We start from the raw sequence: 19,258 nt of genomic DNA, 5'->3' as shown, positions 1-19,258 counted from the left end.
ATCATGGATTTATAACGTTAGTTACCAAATAAATTGGCTGTATCCAGGTCTTCATATTCATCTTTAAGTACCGCTTTTTCAGCTGTTGATTCATTTTCTATATGTGTATCTTTAGAAGTAGAATTTTTTTCATTAGATGAGATTATTCTATTTGAATCGGCTACCTCTTCTTCATTTGCTTGGCTTTCTTTTTGAATAGTAAGGTTTGAATTATTTAAAAGTATACGCTTAACATCATTTAAAAAGTCTTTATCTTGAAGTAAAATTTCTTTTTGCATTTGTTGCTGTATCTTATAATCAGCCACGTCTTGTAATCCGTGTTTATCAATAAAATAGCAAACAAGTTTATACAAAGAATCGGCTATATTGCTTTGTGACTCGAACCATTTAAAGAATTCTTCATTCTCAATCTTCTTGAGGTTCCAGAAGAAGGATTCTCTTTTTTTGTCGGACATACTATTTCACCTTTTTTCGAGAAAGAATTTTCTTGATAATTTGCATCCCCTTAGCATTCATATCTACAGCGTATTTCTCTGGAATCCACAATAAGTACATTCCAACTCGCTCACAATACTCTAATAATTGATTATATAATTCATCTTTAAAAGTAATACTTCCCCCACCATACACACATAAAACTTCAGCTTCACTGGCTGTATTGTTTACATATTTTTCATCTGTATCTTCTAGGATTAGTTCAGCTTGTTCCACTTTTGTAATATTAAAGTGGGTTGTTGCCTCTTCATGGTATTTATGATCTATATCTTGAAGAATCTGAGAGAATTGTTGGCGTTTAATGTTTGTGCCACGTTCTTGATTTAATAATTTTACAGCTTCTTCTGTAGCATGACCGACACCACGTCTTTCACCGCTACAAGCATCAATTACAGGATTCACGCCAACTGTATAGATATACTCAGTTGTTCCATCCCCAATATCAGAATGTAAAATCTTTTTGTTTTTAAAGAAGGAGCCGTCAATTTTTTTGATTTCAAGTTTTTTTGCATATAGTTTAGTGAAATCAGTAAACATCTCCTCTTCCCCTTCAAGAATTGCAAATAACGGAGGAACACCCTCTTGTGTGATGTTTGCACTATTAAATGTTAAGCTCACCGTTACCTGCTCTTCTCCTACATAAACCACTACAACATGATTTGAATTAGTAAAACGTTGTTCTAAATGTTTAGCGTTTACGGGTGTCCATTGGCTTGCTGGGATAGCTGAAATAAGGTCAACAGTCACATTGATTGATTGTGGCAGTTGTTCTGTTCGTTCCCATTCAAGTTGAACTGATTTGTTTGCGATTAATCCTAGCATATTAATTAGTGGTAAATCATCATTGTATTTTTGACCGACTTTAATGTTCATGTTTTTAGGGTTTTTACCTGTTAACATCGCACGATTTCCTATGAAATACATCCCGGATCTTCGAATTGATTTACTAGCAATATTCACGAACATATTATCTACTAAATTAACTACGTTTTTTTGGATGTTTGTCTCTGTAACATTAGGCATTGAGTAAACACTTTGATATACATTTTTCATTTTTATGTATTCACCATTGATGTAACCTTTAAATGAATCGTTCCCAATATCACCTTCTATGTCTATATGAAGAGTTTTGCCTTTTAAACTTGCCATTATACATCACCTCTATGAAATTTATTTCTAATTTATATCTAATAAATATATTATAACCTATAAAACCTTTAACAACAAGGGTTTTATAAGGTTTATGAATAAAAAATATAATTAAAATATAAAATAGATATAAAATAAATATAAACCAGATAATAAATCGAGATGGGTTGGGTTATTTCAGGATATTTCTGGTCCTTTGTATTTTTGGATATATATTAGATATCTTTTAAATATCCATAAAATATAAAAAGCGTTATTGGTGGGAGGAATACGTTTGTCGAAGATGCCTTTTAAAATATCATGTTGTTTCTATGGTTTACGGATAGACTATTGATGATATATTTTGGGAATCCAAGGGATATCTAGTGGAATGAGGTATACATTTTAATCAGGAGGAAGAAAATTAGAATGCAAATAAGATTAATTACGAATATGACTTATACATACTTGAATAGTTAAAATGGTTAGCCGAATAAACGTTATAAAGGTGTTATTTCGGTGTTTGATATTATGTGAACGCTAGGCGTTATTAATGCGTTAAACCCCCTTTAAATCAACGATTTCAATGTTTTTTATAAACAAATAGCTGATAAAAGAAATGAGATTGGAAGATTAGATGTTTTTTGGTGTAGTAACGCATTGAAAGACGGTTTTAAACTGAAATTTCTATTATATAAGTTTGTTTTTGGGTATTTTGATGATAACTATAACTAAAAGACTAAAAAAGTAGTATGCAAATTAATTCTCTACATATCAAGTTACAATATGTATTTTTGTTGTATATGTTCTATTTGTATCTGCAGCACTCCTTTAAAAGAATAGAGAATCTATGAAATTTGATTTGAATATAAAAATTGAACAGGATTAATTACAGATTCATATATATTTGCTAAACAAACGTTATTATGGTGTTTATCTGGCGAACTTACCAGATGAACACTAGGCGTTTTTAAAGCGTTAAATATTGTAATAGCAACATTTAAAGGTGGTTTTAAAGAGAAAATGGTTTACGTAATGATAAAACCTATAAATTTATTTTTCGAGCTCAATAATAAAAAAAGAAGTCTGTATAGGCTGTAAAGAATTTCAATTGAAGTATTTCTATATAAAAAATCACATAGATATCAAAGTAGTCTCTACATACATACTTAGATCATAGCGGCAATATAAAGCTATGTTGAAAAGGTGTTTTTTTAGGAAGTCCATTGGTAACATACTTAAAAAAATAAAACTTCTTTCTGAAGCAACTAATATAATATGATTTAGGATTGGTTATATATCTAGGCTGCTGATTGGTTGGTATACTTTTACTGTTTATAGTAGGAATGTAGTAATTGATTCTCCGTGAACGCTATGCGTTCACGGAGAATCGCAGGAATGCTGGCTTAAAGTTTAAAAGTAAGATATTTAAATAGATAATGAATAACCTTTATTGCTCTTGTTTTATTTTTGAAATTAACTCTAAATTTTTATGGTAAGACATCAAATTTTTTAACCAAAATTATATATTTAAGTTTCTTAAGTTACATTAAATACAATAGTTTTATTATATGAACGTTTTAGAAGTGTTATTTAGGTGTTGTTATTTTGTAATGGGGCCTACTTGAATCAATTTTTAGTTGCATATTTACATATTAATTAATTGGATGTTTTTGATGGATAGAGCAGAAGCTTTGGTAAAGAGATAATATGAGTGTAATTTAAAAGAATCTTTTTTTTATATAAGGAGATTCAAGATAGAAATCTTAGTCCGGAGAGAAGTACGATGGATATAAGCATATGTTTTTTGAAATGAATTACTCTAGTCCAAACAAAATAAAATTCTACAAAAGAAACAAACGAACGGAAATATGGTTATAATAGGTGATCAAACAAAAATATCTATAATCTATAGTGGAACGCTGTTTGCAAAGCCTATGAATTAGTACGACTGTTAAATGATACATAAAAGAATTAATGAAAATTGGTACTTCTGTTGAGAATGATGTGGGATTAGGAATTAAAGAAGTCTTTTTATTTATAAAAAAGCTAAATTTGTTCCAACAGTAGAAACTAGCTAATAAAAACAAAACGTATTCTTTTCAGAAGAACGAATGATACTTTGAACTGGCATATGTAGTCTAAAGAAGGCAATAATTTTTTGATGTATCTTAGATATAATTTCAATAACGTTGGAGTCGAAGGCAAAATGTAATGAGGTGAAAGTTATAGTTGTATTTAATCGCATGCTTTAGGCACTTATTTTAGAGGTTTTACGAATGAATTGTTCATTATTATGGCATATTCCATAATAGATATATTAATCAAGGATTAACTAAAAAAATAAATCAATTCATTTCTAGCTTTACAATATAATTATAAAAAAATAGAAAAATTTTATAATGGGATTTATGAGTGTAACGAAAGTTACTATCACACACTGAGGGTTTCATGAACGTTATAAAAACGGTCATGAAACCCTCAGAAAATATTTTTAACACTACTAACAATTTTTTGTATAGGATGTATTTAATATGAGAATACTATTTATGTGAAACTGTGACCTCTTAACAATATTGCGATCTATTTAATATATGAGATTACTGTTTTATCCTGTTTTTCATAATTTGGTCAAACATGGGACGATAGTTTACAATTGCAATGAGTTTTCTGCAACCAACATCCTATCTTAAGAATTCATAAAAAGCAATATCTACAATTATATAATAACAAGCCAAGCATTTTGGCTTACGTCAATTGGCATACACCTATCCCGTTCACATTTTTGAGGAAATAGTTCTTTGTCAGAGATTGATAAAATTTATGCAATAATTTTGAGAATGCTACTTTTAAGCAACTATGCTTTTAAATGATGTTACCAAATCGAAGACGTTATAAATTTAAATTATTGATCCTAACTATAATCTATAAAGGTTAAGTGAATATTTTAAGGTATCGGGATTCTTGGAGAATCTAAACGTTATCAAAGTGTTATTTTAGTGTTTATTTTCACGTGAACGCTATCCGTTATTTTACCGACTAATCCCTTAACTACAACGTTAGGAGTTATTTAAAGAGCGTTATAACTAACAGATGTATGAATAAATAAAATAAGTATTCATATGATGTTTTGTTCCATTTGAATGATAAAAATAAAATATATCTATATATAAATTAGTATTCTATATATTATTTAATTCTTATAATATAATATATTGTTTTTATAACTAGTACTAAATGTTATAAAAACAATTTCAACTAAATGAAGTAAAAATATATCGTATTAAATTCTTTAAACAGGGATCAACTTGCAAGAAGCAAAGCATAATCTTCCAAGGGCGTATTTCAAGAAATCTCCTAATTTTAGCCGTGTTATAGATGTTCATGAGAGTTTCATTCTTATAACACACATTATGATAAAGGTATTAACACAAGTTTAAATCATAAGAACGAAGTATTTTATTTATAAAGTATATGAATTACGAGAATAGCCACCTAACAAATAAGAAATGGAGTGTCTTTTTATTTAGTAATCTTGCGTCTCCAAACATCCTTACAGGCTGTTTGAGGCGCAAGATGTTTAATACTGTAGGAATAAAAAAATGAACGCTTACGAAACGTTAATTTAACGGTTCGTAAAACGTGAACGCTATGCGTTCACGAGGAATTCGGTACATTAATATTATACGTTTAGATATATTTATATCTAAACGTATAATGTGGCTTTAGGATAGATATGTCTTATTTAACAGTGTTGATAACGCGTATAAATTAGTAATAATGAACGCTGCGATGGTATGGTGCTTTTTTATTATTACAAATCTTAAGATTTATCCTAAGTTAATGTTAAGCTTAATATAACAAATAAAATCTGATAAATTTATTAAAGTAGGCTGGAGATATATGAAGTATCTTTGGAATCCATAAGGCAGGACAAAGAGATAAGTAGTTGTGATTATGCTAAAATCTTTTTTAACTTAAGTGTTATTGAGTGTTTTTCATGTGAACACTACCCGTTTTTTTGGCGTTTACCTCTTTAATATCAATATCCTGAGTTGTTTAAAGGATATAATTTATGTTAAAGCAATATATAAAATCTGATAGGGTGTATCAATTAATAGTCCATAATAAAGCTGTATGTTTCTAGGTTGTACTAAATAATGAACGTTATAATAACGACCCTGACTATGCTATATATGTCATAAAGTATTTTAAGCAAGTGGTATGAAATAAAGTAGTTGCTAAATTAAAAATAGTTGATGTTAGTAGACTATGTTCAAAGTATGATTACGGAAATATAGACATTAATTGGCGTGTTCTTCCTATGGTACATATCTTATTAGCAAAGTTTTAAATTATAAGAGCGATAAGAATCGTCTAAAAGGCCTAGGAGCTATGTGATAGCGGCCTAACAAATTAAAGAATGGAAAATTTTCTGTGTTTAGTGTTTTGAACGTGAAACGATCTGTAAGGATATTAGATGGCAAGTATTTTAATACAATAAAAAAACGATATGAGCGCTTACAAAACGTTAATTTAACGTTTTGTAACTAATGAACGCATAGCGTTCATTAGAGATTCAGTGCATAAATATAGTGATTTTCCTTTAAGGACGACATAATGTAACTTTAGAAGTAAAGATATGGCCTTTAATAATAGCGTTTATAACGCATAGGATTTAATAATAATGAATGCTGTGATTGATGACATTTATATGAAAAAATTTAGTCTGGCAAAATGAATTAAAGAAGACTAGAAAAAGCATGGAGTTTCCTATACAGGTTTATTATGTGGTTAAGAAATTAGAGGATTTGTCAATCTTCCCTAAAAATTGACAAAGTAAACACTTAACTAATTTTAGGAAATAGGATTAACATGTTTTTATTAGCGATATAGAGAGTTTTTGGAATCCATAAGAAAGGTCCAATAAGATATGTTAAGAAAAATATATTGGATAACTGGGTACTTAGTATCCTTGAGGTAATGGATACCTAAGTACAGAAGCCAAACGGTTTCTAATTCAGTAGGCTATCCCGATAGTTCTTACGTTTAGCTTCATTTCTAAGATTGAGCGCTGTGTTACGATCTCTATCATGACGTGTGCCACAATAAGGATAATCCTACTCACGAATGTTTAGATTTTTAGCATCTATGTTTTTATAGTTGCAATTGGAACATAATTGACTAGAAGCAAATGTTTTAGATATTACAACTAATTGTTCACTACACCACTTTACTTTATATTTCAACATTGTTTGAAATTGTGACCAAGACATGTCACTAATCGCTTTTACAAACTTTCTATTTTTGAGCATACCACTGAATTATAAGTATTCTTTACCAATGACATGATGCTTTTTGATGATTTTAGTAGAAAGTTTATGTAATTAATCAACCCTTATAATAGCATCATGTATCACAGGCTATTTATTCTAGTTAGGATTAGTAACACAAGTTGTAAAAAACTACATATTCGTGTTGTAAAGATGAGCAAAAAAAAACGGTAGCTACCGCTTTTTTTTTGCTCAATTAGATATATTTGATAAAAAACGTATATCTGATTTAATTTAAATTAAATAAACGTTGAATGAACGTTTTTTTGGTGTTATCTTGCTGTTCTTGGCGATCTTCATTTAATAGTTCAATTGCTTTATCCAGTTTTTCTTGTAATAACTGAATCTGTAGATCTTTGTCTTCTTTTTCTGAGCGTTCTTGTAATAACAATTTAATGATATCTTGGTTTTGTTGTACAATTTTATCTTGTTGCTCAAGCATGTGAGAAAATTTTTCTTGAATCATCAAAATATCAGTTTCTGAACGTTTTCTGAGCGTTACTTGAACTTCATTTTCCTCATGAACGCTATCCGTTTTCTGAGCGTTCTCTTCAGTATTTTCCATGCTTTCCATGCTTCTTGTTGCAGCTTCTTCTAGTTTCCAGTTTTGATTTAAGTATTCTTTCATTTGCTTTAAGATATTTATATCATTCTCATAGTAAATTCGTTGATTACGCTCATTTCTTTCAAATATATATTCCATTTTTTCTAGTTCAATTGACCATCTGCGAAGTGTATTGGTGTTTATATCTAGTTGTTTTGCTACTTCTTGTGCAAAATATCCATATTCCAAACTTCACACCTCCATTATTTGTATGTTAGATATTGATTCGTTCTTGAAAAGATCTTTCCTTTAAGAGTAGAAATTTTTATAGGCAGCCATCTAATCATTTGTACTCATATCAGTTTGTTTGTATACATACTTATATATTAAGTCAGTCTATACATCTAGCGTTAATGTTTTTTCAATAATGAACGCTATTCGTTCTAATAGCGTTCATTGTTGGAAGTGAACAAGTATTTATACAACATTAATGTACATAGGAAACTATTTTAAAACTAACTATTAATATTAGAAGTTTGTTGCTGATATAAGAATTTTACTAGATATTTGCAATAGAATCAAAGTTTTCATTAATAGAATTAGCAATTATGTACGGTTTTTATAGTACATATGCCTAAAAAGCAAATAAAAAGCTTTTTTTATGTGAACGCTATGCGTTAAAGTAGCGTTTTATTGTTGTATAGAATCTTGCATAGGGGTTGTTTGGATTTTTAAAAGATGCTGATATTATTTGTTGGGTTTTGAATCTCGAACAGGGTTATTTTTACAAGTAAAAGTAATGAGGATATTGGGAGATGAAATATATTAATTAAATATTAAATAATTATAGCTAAAAAAATTTAATTTGAAGTTTCATTTGTATTAGTATGGACCAGATTTCTGAATAATATACATCATAAATTTGATATGAAATGTAGATGTGTATAGGAAGATGAAAAGGGGGGCAATAGATTTATCTAGACGTTTATTAATTTTACTAGTAATTAGGGTGAAGGATTTCAAGAGTCTTTAAGAGTAATAAAACAGATGTTAGAACAAAATGTAGATTGTACAATAGTTGAAGAGGGGGACGAAGACGCTTGTATAATGAAATCAGTTGTTAAGACAGTGCGTGAAATAAGCTATTATACCTTTTAAAGAGTGAAATCAATGAGTACGAAGATTTTAAAGAACATAGATAATTCATCAAAATTAATTCAATATTATTGATCAATTTTGATGAATAACAAAAGACCACTGTATTGACATAACTAATAGAATCATATTTTAATCGATTGTTTAAAATATGAATTATGCCAAATTATATAAAAAATTAGGGAATCTTTTAGAAAATATGCTAAGCCTCCCTAAAAAGTTACAAATAGATGCAAAGTACTATATTTAATAAATCTTGTTTTAGAAATTAAAATAAATAAAAACATTAGAATTAATATTTGGGCCATAATAGTTATTGTATCAAGGTATTGGAGATTTTTGCTTAGTAAATTTCTAAGTAAATAGTTTAGTAAATAATAATTGAATATACTGGATTCATAAGGTTTAAATTTTATAGTTGAATTAAAAAGAAAAAATTATAGTACATAGAAAATATATATGATTTATGAATTATTTTATTGAAGACCAATAAGGTTATAAAGAACTATAGGAAGACATTACAAATAGCCTTGCTGTATATGTTTTTTTTCAGCAAGGCTATTTGTAATTGGATTTTTTTGATTTTAATCGTGTTCTTCTAAAAAATTATAGAAAACAAATGTATGACTATTAGTTGTATCTAAGAGTGAGCTTGTATTTTGTGCATTACGCTTTCTACGTTCTTGCTTCTGTTTAGATTTTTGATTAAACATTTTTATGAAATGTGCAGGATTACTGTTTTCAGCTTTATTAAACTGGAACCATTGCACACATTCTTCAAAATCCCATCTTGTGTAGCGATCAATATCTGGTGGCAATCTTAAAGCAATTGTATACGCATCATTTTCAGATAGGTATGTTAGCTCTTGACTCAAAATGTAGTAATACGCTCTTTTCTGATCTTCACTCAAATAATCATTTAAGTCTTGTAATCTATTATTTTTTCCTTGTTTCTCATGATTGACAGCAGGTTTTGATTGCTCTTCAATGCCGAAGAAATCTAAGGAAGGTGAAGGTTTAAAATTGTTTTTTTGCATAAATTCAAGATCTGTTACATCAGACTTTTTACTAATTTTGTTCTTTAAAAATCTAGTAAAAGTAGCACAAACATCAATTGCTACAGCCCATTTTATCTTGAAATATTCAACAATCTTTAAATAGTTATTATGTATTGTTAAGATGTAAACAGAGGGGGCGATCTTTCCATGCCGTCTTACCTTTATTTGTTGGCATACTCCTAAATCTTGCAGCCAATTAAAAACGTAATTAATAATAGGTTTTGAAATTCCAGATTTTTTGCTGATGTGTTCTTGTCTAACTTGACTATATCCTTCTTGTACTAAATAAGATAAAACAGTCTCTAAAGCTTCGTATTTCCTTTTGGTAAGATAATCTTTTGTGGTAGCACCTTCACACTCTAGGACAATACTATCGATATAAGAAATTATTTTCTTGATTTCTTGATTGATAGCTCCAGGAGTTTTAGATAAGTGATGAATGTGGGGACTTAGTTCCGCTTTTGCTCGACTAAGCAAAAAGTTTCGCAACAACACTGAAAAAACCTCCTATTTTTCCCACCGCAAATAAAAAGGAAAAACAACGGTTTTATATTCACAATGTATATGCATTATGATATAATTTTAATATCAAGTATGATACTAAAGAGAAACACATATATTTATAGTGTGAATTAAAACCCTATCTTAGAAGTTTTAAATTGGTTCCGGTCGCCAAACTAGAAGCCAATTTGAAACTGGGCGGTGGGGTTTTATTTTTTGTTTTCTAAAAAACTTTCGTTCATAGGTAATTTATTTTTATTTTACAATTGTATGTACATAATATCAACACTCTAAGTTCATATTTGAAGAATAGGTGCAAAAATTGAAGTATTTCACATTTGTTTTCAATTAAATATCAGAATATTCACTTAACAATTGAGCAAGAAAAATTTTCTAGGTACTGTGGTATAATTTTCTTACTTATATGTACGTTTCTGAATATTCGTGAAAAAGACGAGGTGAAAATACATGAAGAAGTTATCTAGGGAATTTGATAATTATTTATCTTCTAAAAACAAAACATATACTGATCTCGCAAGAGAAATTGGAGTTGCTAAATCTACTATCTCTAATTGGATTAACAGGGATAAAGAGATATCCGTATATACATTTGCAAAAATTGCCTATGTCATATTTGCAAATGATAAAGATAAACAAGAAAAAAAAATAATAGATTATTTAGGTACTTTAGAGGATAGGTTAAACATAAATGTTAAAGTTGCATTTGCCATTGCTCATTTGAACGATCACGTATTATTAATTGAATATCTCGCTGGAATATGTAAAGAGAGCAAGGATGTAGAATTGAAACGATTTGCAGATATATTTAATTTATATATTGATCGTTTGAAAGGTAAAAATGTCAGAGAAGTGTACTTGAATATCCAAAAAGCTAGAAATTCTAATGTGGATGTAGAAATTTTTTGTGATATACTCAGTATGTTAATTCTTTGTGATTTAGGGGATTTCGGATTAATGCAAGGTTATAAGGAAAGAATCGAGAAGAATATTAGAGATGATAAATTAGTAACTAATATTTTCTTAAAGAGTTTATACGGATTTTGGGTTAAAGAACTTTGGAGTTATTCAATATTAAGAAAAAATAACTCTCTACAATTTGTAATAGAAAATGGTGAATTAAGAACATATAAGGATATTGAATTCTTCCCTGTTATGGAAGCTTTGTTGAACATTAGGAGTGGAGAAAACTATATGTTTTCTGACTATAAAAAATCTTTATATTTCTTTCGAGAAGCGTTAAATGTATTGAAAGGCGCGAAAGGGAGTTTAAAATACAATATAGCTCTAAATGATATTAACTTCATTAGAATCTTTTGGTGGAAAGATTTAAATAAAATTGATTTCGATAGATTACACCCAGCTGAATACGCTTTGTTTTTAATTAAAAAGGGGAAAAATCAACAAGCAATAAATATACTTGAAGAAATTAGATCAAAAAGAAAAATGTTAACACCACTTCAAACTTGTTACTTGGGAATGGCTAAACAAGATATACATTTAATTAAACAGTCTATTGATATGTTTAAAGTAAATAATGATTTTTTGTATGTAAAATTTGCTGAAGTAATATATGATAAATATGCAGAAAATATAATTTAGTTGTCAAGGGATGGTGAAAAAATGGTGAAAAAGTTATATGTATCAATAGTAGCCGCTATACTGTTATTAACCTTAGTGAATAGTTCACTAGGTAAAATGGAAACACAACAGTACTCCCAAAAAGCTAAAAGTTCTGGGAATCAGTATATGGTATATAGAATGATGGTCGATCCCGGTGGTGGTGGATAATTTTTCTGTATTTTATTTAAAATATATATTTTTACAAAAGACATCGTTTTGAACGGTGTCTTTTGTGATTTTATAAACTGTTTTATAAATCCTTAGACGGGGAATTGTGAAAAAAATGTGTTGTTTTTCACAATATAAAAGCAAAAAAGGGAGGGGCAACAATGGGAAGAATGGGATTAAGCGTAAATGAATTATTAGAGATTGTGAAAACAATTGATTTACAAACTTTTAGTGAAATTTTGGAGTTATGTGCGAGCTATGAACAAGAGGAATAGGAGATTACCTATTCCTCTTGTTCAACTTGCGCTTTTAATTGACTAGCATATTTTAACAATTCCTCTTCAATACGGGGTTTATGTTTATCTGGTACACTCATGTATCGTTCATAGAGTAATCTGGCTAAACGCTCAACTGGATCTTCACCTTTAATACTTTTTAAGAGGTCTTCATCCGGAATTTCTTTTTTTAATAAAGAAGACACACTGACATTTAAATAAGTAGCAATTTCTTCTAATTTATTTAAGCGTGGTGTTTTTTCTCCAGTTTCCCAACTAGATACAGTTCTATATGTAGTATTTAAATCTTCAGCCATTTCTTTCCGACTTACTCCTTTTATAGCCCTTAATTTTTTTATATTTTTCCCCACAATATTTTTATCGATTGTCATTTTATTTATCACTCCAATTTTATAATTTTGCATAGTAACATAAGATTTCTAAAAAAGACTTTAACACCAAAAGTGTATAAAATAAGAACTTAAGGTGTTGACTTTAGGCTCAAAGACTAATAAACTGTATATAGGGGGTGAGACACTTGACGATTTTAAGAGAATTTCGTGAATCAAAGGGTTATACAATTAATGAGGTTTCAAAAGGTTCTAAAATTCCAGTAAGTACTTTGTATGATATTGAGTCGGGTAGAAAGGGTTTAATTTCTAGTCGGGCAAAAAGTATATCGGATTTTTTGGGAGAACCAGTCGAAAAGCTTTTTTTGGCAACATATTATCGAGCAAAGTTGAAATGAATCATTTTCACGAAAAATAATTATACATTTATATTGTAAATGAACAATCTATAAAAGGTACAATTTTATAATTATTTTTTAAAATATAATTTCGGAATTCAATAAACATACAGTGAAGAATTAGAAGGAATCGACACCGCCTACACCACATCCACAAAAAACGGAGTAAATAGAAGCACCGTAACCACAGGTACCGACCAACCACAAGTAATCGGAAAACCTGTCATTCCACAAATAGAGAAATCACAACAGATTGTTATGAAACCACAACTAGAACAAACGCCAAAGAAAATTGAAACGTATCTTCCGACAACAGGCGGTAAAGCCGAAAATCCATACATAAAATGGATTGGTCTTGCATGTGTCGTACTTGGCTTAATAGGAGCCGTATTTGCAGTAAGAAACCGTAAGAAAGCTCAATCTTAGTATGAAAGAATATGAAGCTCATTTTAGCGAAATTGATGAAAATCCGTTAGGCTTTGCTATTGGATGTCGAAATGCATGTATATTCGTAATTCCCATTTGGACAGTTGTTCTTTGGATAGGGAGCAAGATATAAGAAACCGGGAGGGAGATGGAATGAAATGTCAGAAATCTACGTCGGTAAAATGAAAAATTTAGGGAAACCTGGGGAAGGCGTTATGCGGCGCAAGAGTGCTTGGTTGTCTGAAGAATTGATGCAAGCAATTTCAATCGCTCAAACTGTAATTAAACCATTAAAACAACATGATTATTGGATAGAGTCCGCTACGAAATTATTAGCAGGAAGTATTTTATATTTGGATCAACGGCATAAAAACTTATACTACCTAGATGTGAAGAAAGTTATTCAGTTCATGGAAAAAATCTATGAGAGCGAAGCGAACTTGGTAGAAGTAGTGGATTCGCTCGAGAATGAGCATCCAGCTTATCATATCTTCCATGAGCTAGGTCTTTATTCAAAAGAAACAAGGGATGCGTTAACTATCACTTTGCTATACATTCTTGAAAAACATCAACGTGAAAAGCAAGGGGAACAAAAAGAGTATTTTGGGTTTCAGTAGTAGTCAGAAGAGGGAAATGAAATAGAAAGGAGTGCAATACATGTTAGGCGTAGCTAAGAAGTATACAAAGGTGATTAGAGCGTTGAAAGAACTGAATGAAGGAGAAAAGGTTGCAGGTATCATAAAAGCTCGTTTTGGAGCTTACAAATCGGTCATAGAAGATGTGCAGGAAACAACCAATGATTTTATTTTTATTTTTGATCCAAAAGGCATCTTTTATGAAGATACACATCATGAAAAACGAGAACAAGGGTATCGCATCATCAAACATGATTTATTAACTGGTTATGAAACGCTACAAATGGATCTAAAACAAAAATCCGTTGTGTACATCAGTGTAGAAACGGAAATAAGTACGTATCAAGAGAGAGGAGAAGCATTATCTAAATTTCTTCAGTATCTAACAGAATGTAAGAATATAAGACCAATTCACCTGGTATTTCATCAATATGATTTGTACCCGATTCCTCATATGGAGCAGTTTTTAAAAGAAAGCGCAACATACCACATTCAGCATTCAATCGTAGTTGAATCTCAATCCGCATTACAACACATATACGGAAAAGAGGCAGCGCAACGCATCATAACCTCGTATAACACAACAATCCTAGCATGATATGAAGCACTCGTTCACTATTTCATCCTATCTAGATGGCTAGAAAACTAGACAAGGGAGATGCGTTTTTCTCCCTTCTTTATCAAAAATAGGAGGCGTTCATATGGGAAAAGAACAAAGACTCACATTTTATGATATTGCGGCATCACAGGCTCATAGTGTTAAGACTTTTGATGGAAAAACATACGAACTAAAAGGAACCATCGCAATTGAAAGTATTACAGGAAGCATCGAAAAGGTAGCCCAAATTTATTATCAAGTGCGCTCGGTTAGAGATGAACATCAGAACTTAATTGCTAAACGAAAAAATAAACATGCGGAATTAGTAGCTGTAAAACAAAAATGTAAATAAAAAAAGCGATTTTGAAGTATGCTGAGAACATAGCACAAAGCATAAAGTAAGTTGCTCTTTGACAATTTAAATATATATTGCGTGTCTTTTCCTTTCAGTAATGTTGTAGAAGGATAGTATACGACTTTCAATATATATGCGTGCCTCCCTTCGAAAGGTCACTAGAGGGGTTAGGTATACGATTATCGTTGGGTGAGTAAGATCGTAAAACTCATCTGTGACCACTGGGAAATGCAGTGTATCAAAGACCTGTTTGTGTCAGTACTCGTGAGGAATATCCCATTTTGACATTCTGAAGAAGCGAGGAACATCACAACAGTAGATACATAAGGTTCTACGTTCACGCCAAAATACGTAGTGCGGTATTGGGCATATAGAAGCTAGGTCGGGATTAGTCTCTATACGCATGCCAATACAGGGTTCGTCATTCCAGCCATAAATGATATTTCCATTTTCTATCCCAATTTCCTTTAAATGTTATAAAATAAAGATAGATGTTGGAGTTTAAAAGTGTCTCATCACACTTCAAAATCGCTTATAAAAATATGACATAGGGAGGAACATGCATGAGTCGAAAAGGGTGGATTATTTCCGCTGTTGTTGGACTGTTAATTGCAATTGGTATTGGTTCAACATTTGTCTTTAGTTCGGGAAAAGGGGAAGTAATGGAACTTAGTCCGTTAGAAATGAAGAAGTTCATGAGTGAGGATGGCACAGGTTTTGTTATGCTAACGTCTAACATGAGGCATAGTGAAGAGTGGATCTTTCTTGTAAAAAAAATAGCTAAAAAAGAAAAGATTGAAGTAAAAGGTTTAGATGAAAATCGTGATGATATTCCAAGTACAAGTAACCCTCATGATTGGGGATTATCGCAAAGAAGGGATACTCTTGCGTATTATGAAAAAGGTAAGGTAAAAAAAGAGATTAAATTTACAATTGATAAACTTCCAGAACTTGAAAAAGAAGTTACCTATTTTGTTCAAAATTGCAAAGAGCAATATCAGAAGTAATCACATAATCATTGAAAGGTGGTGATATAGTGGCGATTACACAGAGGGAATTGAAAAAAGAAAAAGATATGGTAGCAAACCTATTAAGAGCCAATGGTCAGGATTATAACCATTGGCTTCATTTACATCATCAGAAATACATTGAAGAAAATCAAGATTTAGTAATGAAAGCTTTACAGGCTTATAAAGCAACATCAACAGAAGTGAAAGAAGAAAGCAAGACGAATGAATCAAGTCAGATTAGTAACGTATAAGCTTTTAAAAATGAAAAGGGAGTGAATGTATATGTCAATGTTGGAAACATTATCTCAAATGTTAGTGTTAGGTGATGCGATGGACGGTCTAATTAATACAGGGAATTCATTTATTGCATGGATGCAAAGAGGGGCAATGGTTAGTACAGCGATTGTCTTTTGCTGGGGCGCTTATCTACTAATTTGGGGCGGTGAACGAGGAAGACATAAATGTATATGGTGGTTTCTTGGTGGGGCAGCCGGACTTGTTATCATAATGGGATGCCAATACTTAGCAGAGAGCGTAAATAGCAATGTGAAATTTGGTCAAATCTTATTCCCGTTTTTCTGGATGAAATAGTGAAAAAATATAATTAAGGCAATGAAGAGGCTATGCAAAGGGTATGGCTTTTTTTGTTGCCTTTTTTTATTAGAATTTGAATTTTGTAAAAAATTGAGGTGCAGACAATTGGTGAATCCCAATTTGATTTATTGGAATGTTGAAGAAGTCGATGAAAATATAGTTTTAATTACGTTGAAGAAAAATATTACTGTAGCCAATAAAATTGTACTACATCTCTATCAACGGTGCTTAATGATAGGTGAGGGTGTTATACAAATACCTACTACACCACTACAAGCAAAGTTTTACCAACATCGTTATTCTTTTCAAGAAGAGTACATTCGTAAGAGTAGGGTAAATAACTATATATATTATGAAGAAACAGAGTTTGATTTTAACAAACTAATAATTTCTTTACCTTTTTACGGTGTTATAGACCGTGATTTTACCAAGGGGGTAATGTTTAGTTACCGAAATGAAAAGGATTTAACGAAACTTCTTAATTTATTAGAAAAATCCTATGCGACTTTTCTTAAAGGGAAATTAAATCGCAAGTTATTTTAATACAATTTGAATTTGATACAAAAAGGAGGCTGGATTATGGGGTTTATCGTACAGTCCTTTAAAGAGTTTTATAGTAATCCAGTAGGATTCTACTTAATCGTGACACTGATAACTATGTTAGCATTTACTGTTTGTTATTTTATTTTCATGTGTATGGTGTCAACTGAGCGAGCTTTTGATTTTTTAGGAAGATTGTTAAGAGACCTTTTACCATTAGCGTTTTTATTTGCTGTCTTCCTTGTATTAGGTTCTTTTGTGTACTATGCATTTTAAGATCAATCGAAATGAAAGTAAATATAAATCAAATGGAAGAAAGGAGAAGCCATGTTTGTCATTTTTAAGAGTAGCAATGGAACAGAAATTGAGTCGGGTAAGCAATATTCGTTTCATGAAGCTTATATCTTAACGAAGCGATTAGAACGAGTTTATAGAGAGGCAGGGCGGCAAGAACATATTGATTTCGATTTGTTAGATGGTCATTCCAATGAAATTTATCACGGTACGTTATCACTTGGTTCGAGATATGCAGATCACATTTTTGATCACATTTCTAAAAAAATGAATGTGATGCAATTAGATCCGGAACAAGAGGAACAAAAGAAGGAGCTGTTAGAAACGTTAGAAAGGGAAATCAATGATTCTCCTTTTCATGAAGAATATGAATATCAAGAAGAATTACCAGTAAGAAAGGAAGAGCCCCCTTATAGTCCATCGAATGAATTAGAGCCAAAAGTAAAGCCTGAAAAGGAAAATAGAAAAGGATTTAAGATTATTGCGAGTGTCATAGGAAGCGTGGTGTTAATTGGAGCTGGTGCCATATTTGCCTTTAAGTTATTCTCTTCCGAACCAGTTTCGAGTGCAAATGCTGGCTCGGAACAATATGTAGTAAAAGGGTTACAACAGGCAGCCATTCAGCAGTATGGAGAAGCCGTTAAATACTTCGATAAGGTCAATTACACAGAATTAGATAAAGATAGTCAGAAGGCAGTTCTATTTACTTATTTATTAAATGGAAAGGCAAATAAGGCCTTACAATATGAACCGAAATTTGCAGAAAGTGTGGTTGCTTATTTTATTGGGATAGACAACATGAATAAAATTAATGAAATTGATGTCAAAAATGATGTAATCGACTTTGAAAAAGCAGCACTTAATAAGAAATATGAGGAGGTAATTAAGCTTAAGGGTAAAGTCAATATGGACGGTAGACGTGAAAAACTCATTGTTGAAGCTTTTGTAAATCTAAAAAAATATGAAGATTGTTATTCCTTTGCTAAAACGCAAGGAAATAAAAATGTAATGAAAGAGGTCAAAGAATTAGAGAAACGAGATATTCAACAATCTACGATAAGTGAAGAGGAAAAGAAAGTTAAGATTGAAAAAATTGATAAAGATCTACAGAACATCTAAGGGGGAGAGAATAATATGCCTTTAAACTATGAGAATCTGTACAAAAAAATGGGAATTGTTTTTCTTGGTGGTTCATTGATATTAAGTATGACAGGTTGCAGTTGGTTTGGAAGTAAGGAATCATCAAAAAGTAAATCAGCTATTACAAAAAAAGTAGATAAGAATAAGCCGGAGGAAAAGAAAGAAGATCTGAACAAACAAGATTTTGAAGCAATTACAGAGAATGCAATTCAAAGTAAGGATAATGAAGTTGCTTATGTACTAGAAGAGCTGGATAAATCAAAAATTAACTTTAAAGAAAAATCTATTGTAAGTAATCTTCAAAATGGGGATGACACTACTTCTCGTGTTCTAGCACTCTTTGATAAAGAAACGGTAGATAAATCAATTCAAGATACAGCAAAAGACAATGTGATTGCAGCTATTACAGATAACAAGCCACAAGTCACCGTGAATGGAGATCATTTTGCATTCGGTGATCAAAATATTGATTCTTCAGTAGCGAGTATAGGTGATATTCTTCCACCAGAGAAGAAACCAGATACAATTGTGAACCCACCAATTATAACGGAGGGTGAGAATGGTAATACGGAAAATACAGGGACAGAAAAACCAAAGCCACCAACAGAACCGGAAAAACC

Annotated in this window: 16 protein-coding genes and 3 pseudogenes; 13 read left to right on the top strand and 6 right to left on the bottom strand. The window is 30.8% G+C overall.

Going from position 1 to position 19,258, the window contains the following annotated elements:
- Positions 1 to 17 precede the first annotated feature (17 nt).
- From DN401_RS24510 to DN401_RS24490, 5 genes and pseudogenes are all read right to left on the bottom strand, one after another.
- Positions 18 to 455: a hypothetical protein gene (locus DN401_RS24510; RefSeq protein WP_061660634.1), complete on the bottom strand. Its 438-nt coding sequence runs from the start codon at positions 453 to 455 to the stop codon at positions 18 to 20.
- 1 nt (position 456) lies between these two features.
- The gene (locus DN401_RS24505) at positions 457 to 1,644 is read right to left on the bottom strand and encodes a ParM/StbA family protein (protein ID WP_000157618.1); all 1,188 of its coding nucleotides are present in this window, start codon (positions 1,642 to 1,644) and stop codon (positions 457 to 459) included.
- A 4,994-nt stretch (positions 1,645 to 6,638) separates the two neighbouring features.
- A pseudogene (locus DN401_RS24500) lies at positions 6,639 to 7,010 on the bottom strand (RNA-guided endonuclease TnpB family protein); the annotation flags it as partial.
- Between the two features lie 175 nt (positions 7,011 to 7,185).
- Positions 7,186 to 7,749 carry a MerR family transcriptional regulator gene (locus DN401_RS24495; RefSeq protein ID WP_149288002.1) on the bottom strand — a complete coding sequence of 188 codons (564 nt, stop codon included), beginning with the start codon at positions 7,747 to 7,749 and terminating at the stop codon, positions 7,186 to 7,188.
- A gap of 1,490 nt (positions 7,750 to 9,239) precedes the next feature.
- On the bottom strand, positions 9,240 to 10,208 hold the full coding sequence (locus DN401_RS24490; RefSeq protein WP_149288001.1) for a Replicase RepFR55: 969 nt from the start codon (positions 10,206 to 10,208) through the stop codon (positions 9,240 to 9,242).
- Between the two features lie 474 nt (positions 10,209 to 10,682).
- On the opposite strand from DN401_RS24490, the gene DN401_RS24485 reads away from it, so the two are divergent.
- Positions 10,683 to 11,834 carry an AimR family lysis-lysogeny pheromone receptor gene (locus DN401_RS24485; protein WP_149288000.1) on the top strand — a complete coding sequence of 384 codons (1,152 nt, stop codon included), beginning with the start codon at positions 10,683 to 10,685 and terminating at the stop codon, positions 11,832 to 11,834.
- Between the two features lie 472 nt (positions 11,835 to 12,306).
- Here DN401_RS24485 and DN401_RS24480 read toward each other — a convergent pair whose 3' ends face one another.
- Entirely contained in the window at positions 12,307 to 12,690 is a 384-nt protein-coding gene (locus DN401_RS24480) for a helix-turn-helix domain-containing protein (RefSeq protein WP_000151002.1), read from the bottom strand.
- Positions 12,691 to 12,836: 146 nt separating this feature from the next.
- On the opposite strand from DN401_RS24480, the gene DN401_RS24475 reads away from it, so the two are divergent.
- The 12 genes and pseudogenes from DN401_RS24475 to DN401_RS24420 all read left to right on the top strand — a co-directional run.
- Complete coding sequence (locus tag DN401_RS24475) at positions 12,837 to 13,046, top strand: helix-turn-helix domain-containing protein (RefSeq protein ID WP_071714091.1); 210 nt, start codon at positions 12,837 to 12,839, stop codon at positions 13,044 to 13,046.
- Positions 13,047 to 13,149: 103 nt separating this feature from the next.
- Positions 13,150 to 13,472: pseudogene (locus tag DN401_RS24470) on the top strand (LPXTG cell wall anchor domain-containing protein); the annotation flags it as partial.
- A gap of 158 nt (positions 13,473 to 13,630) precedes the next feature.
- A complete protein-coding gene (locus DN401_RS24465) occupies positions 13,631 to 14,089 on the top strand; it encodes a type IV secretory system conjugative DNA transfer family protein (RefSeq protein ID WP_087966543.1) in 459 nt (152 codons plus the stop codon).
- A 40-nt stretch (positions 14,090 to 14,129) separates the two neighbouring features.
- Positions 14,130 to 14,705 (top strand): TraM recognition domain-containing protein, encoded by a 576-nt coding sequence (locus DN401_RS24460; protein WP_087966545.1) that lies wholly within the window; start codon positions 14,130 to 14,132, stop codon positions 14,703 to 14,705.
- Positions 14,706 to 14,808: 103 nt separating this feature from the next.
- A complete protein-coding gene (locus DN401_RS24455) occupies positions 14,809 to 15,057 on the top strand; it encodes a hypothetical protein (protein WP_149287999.1) in 249 nt (82 codons plus the stop codon).
- 566 nt (positions 15,058 to 15,623) lie between these two features.
- Positions 15,624 to 16,067 (top strand): hypothetical protein, encoded by a 444-nt coding sequence (locus tag DN401_RS24450; RefSeq protein WP_025966419.1) that lies wholly within the window; start codon positions 15,624 to 15,626, stop codon positions 16,065 to 16,067.
- 29 nt (positions 16,068 to 16,096) lie between these two features.
- Positions 16,097 to 16,321 (top strand): hypothetical protein, encoded by a 225-nt coding sequence (locus DN401_RS24445; RefSeq protein ID WP_149287998.1) that lies wholly within the window; start codon positions 16,097 to 16,099, stop codon positions 16,319 to 16,321.
- A 31-nt stretch (positions 16,322 to 16,352) separates the two neighbouring features.
- Complete coding sequence (locus DN401_RS24440; RefSeq protein WP_149287997.1) at positions 16,353 to 16,661, top strand: hypothetical protein; 309 nt, start codon at positions 16,353 to 16,355, stop codon at positions 16,659 to 16,661.
- A gap of 123 nt (positions 16,662 to 16,784) precedes the next feature.
- Positions 16,785 to 17,207 carry a hypothetical protein gene (locus DN401_RS24435; RefSeq protein ID WP_255481401.1) on the top strand — a complete coding sequence of 141 codons (423 nt, stop codon included), beginning with the start codon at positions 16,785 to 16,787 and terminating at the stop codon, positions 17,205 to 17,207.
- Positions 17,208 to 17,243: 36 nt separating this feature from the next.
- On the top strand, positions 17,244 to 17,480 hold the full coding sequence (locus DN401_RS24430) for a hypothetical protein (RefSeq protein ID WP_097854448.1): 237 nt from the start codon (positions 17,244 to 17,246) through the stop codon (positions 17,478 to 17,480).
- A gap of 51 nt (positions 17,481 to 17,531) precedes the next feature.
- A complete protein-coding gene (locus DN401_RS24425; RefSeq protein WP_149287995.1) occupies positions 17,532 to 18,617 on the top strand; it encodes a hypothetical protein in 1,086 nt (361 codons plus the stop codon).
- 15 nt (positions 18,618 to 18,632) lie between these two features.
- Positions 18,633 to 19,258 (top strand): annotated as a pseudogene (locus DN401_RS24420) (hypothetical protein); the annotation flags it as partial.

The organism is Bacillus sp. BF2-3 (genome assembly GCF_008368795.1).
Lineage (GTDB): Bacteria > Bacillota > Bacilli > Bacillales > Bacillaceae_G > Bacillus_A > Bacillus_A cereus.
The sequence above is the reverse complement of the archived record's forward strand: the minus strand, read 5'-3'. Positions and strand labels throughout refer to the sequence as shown.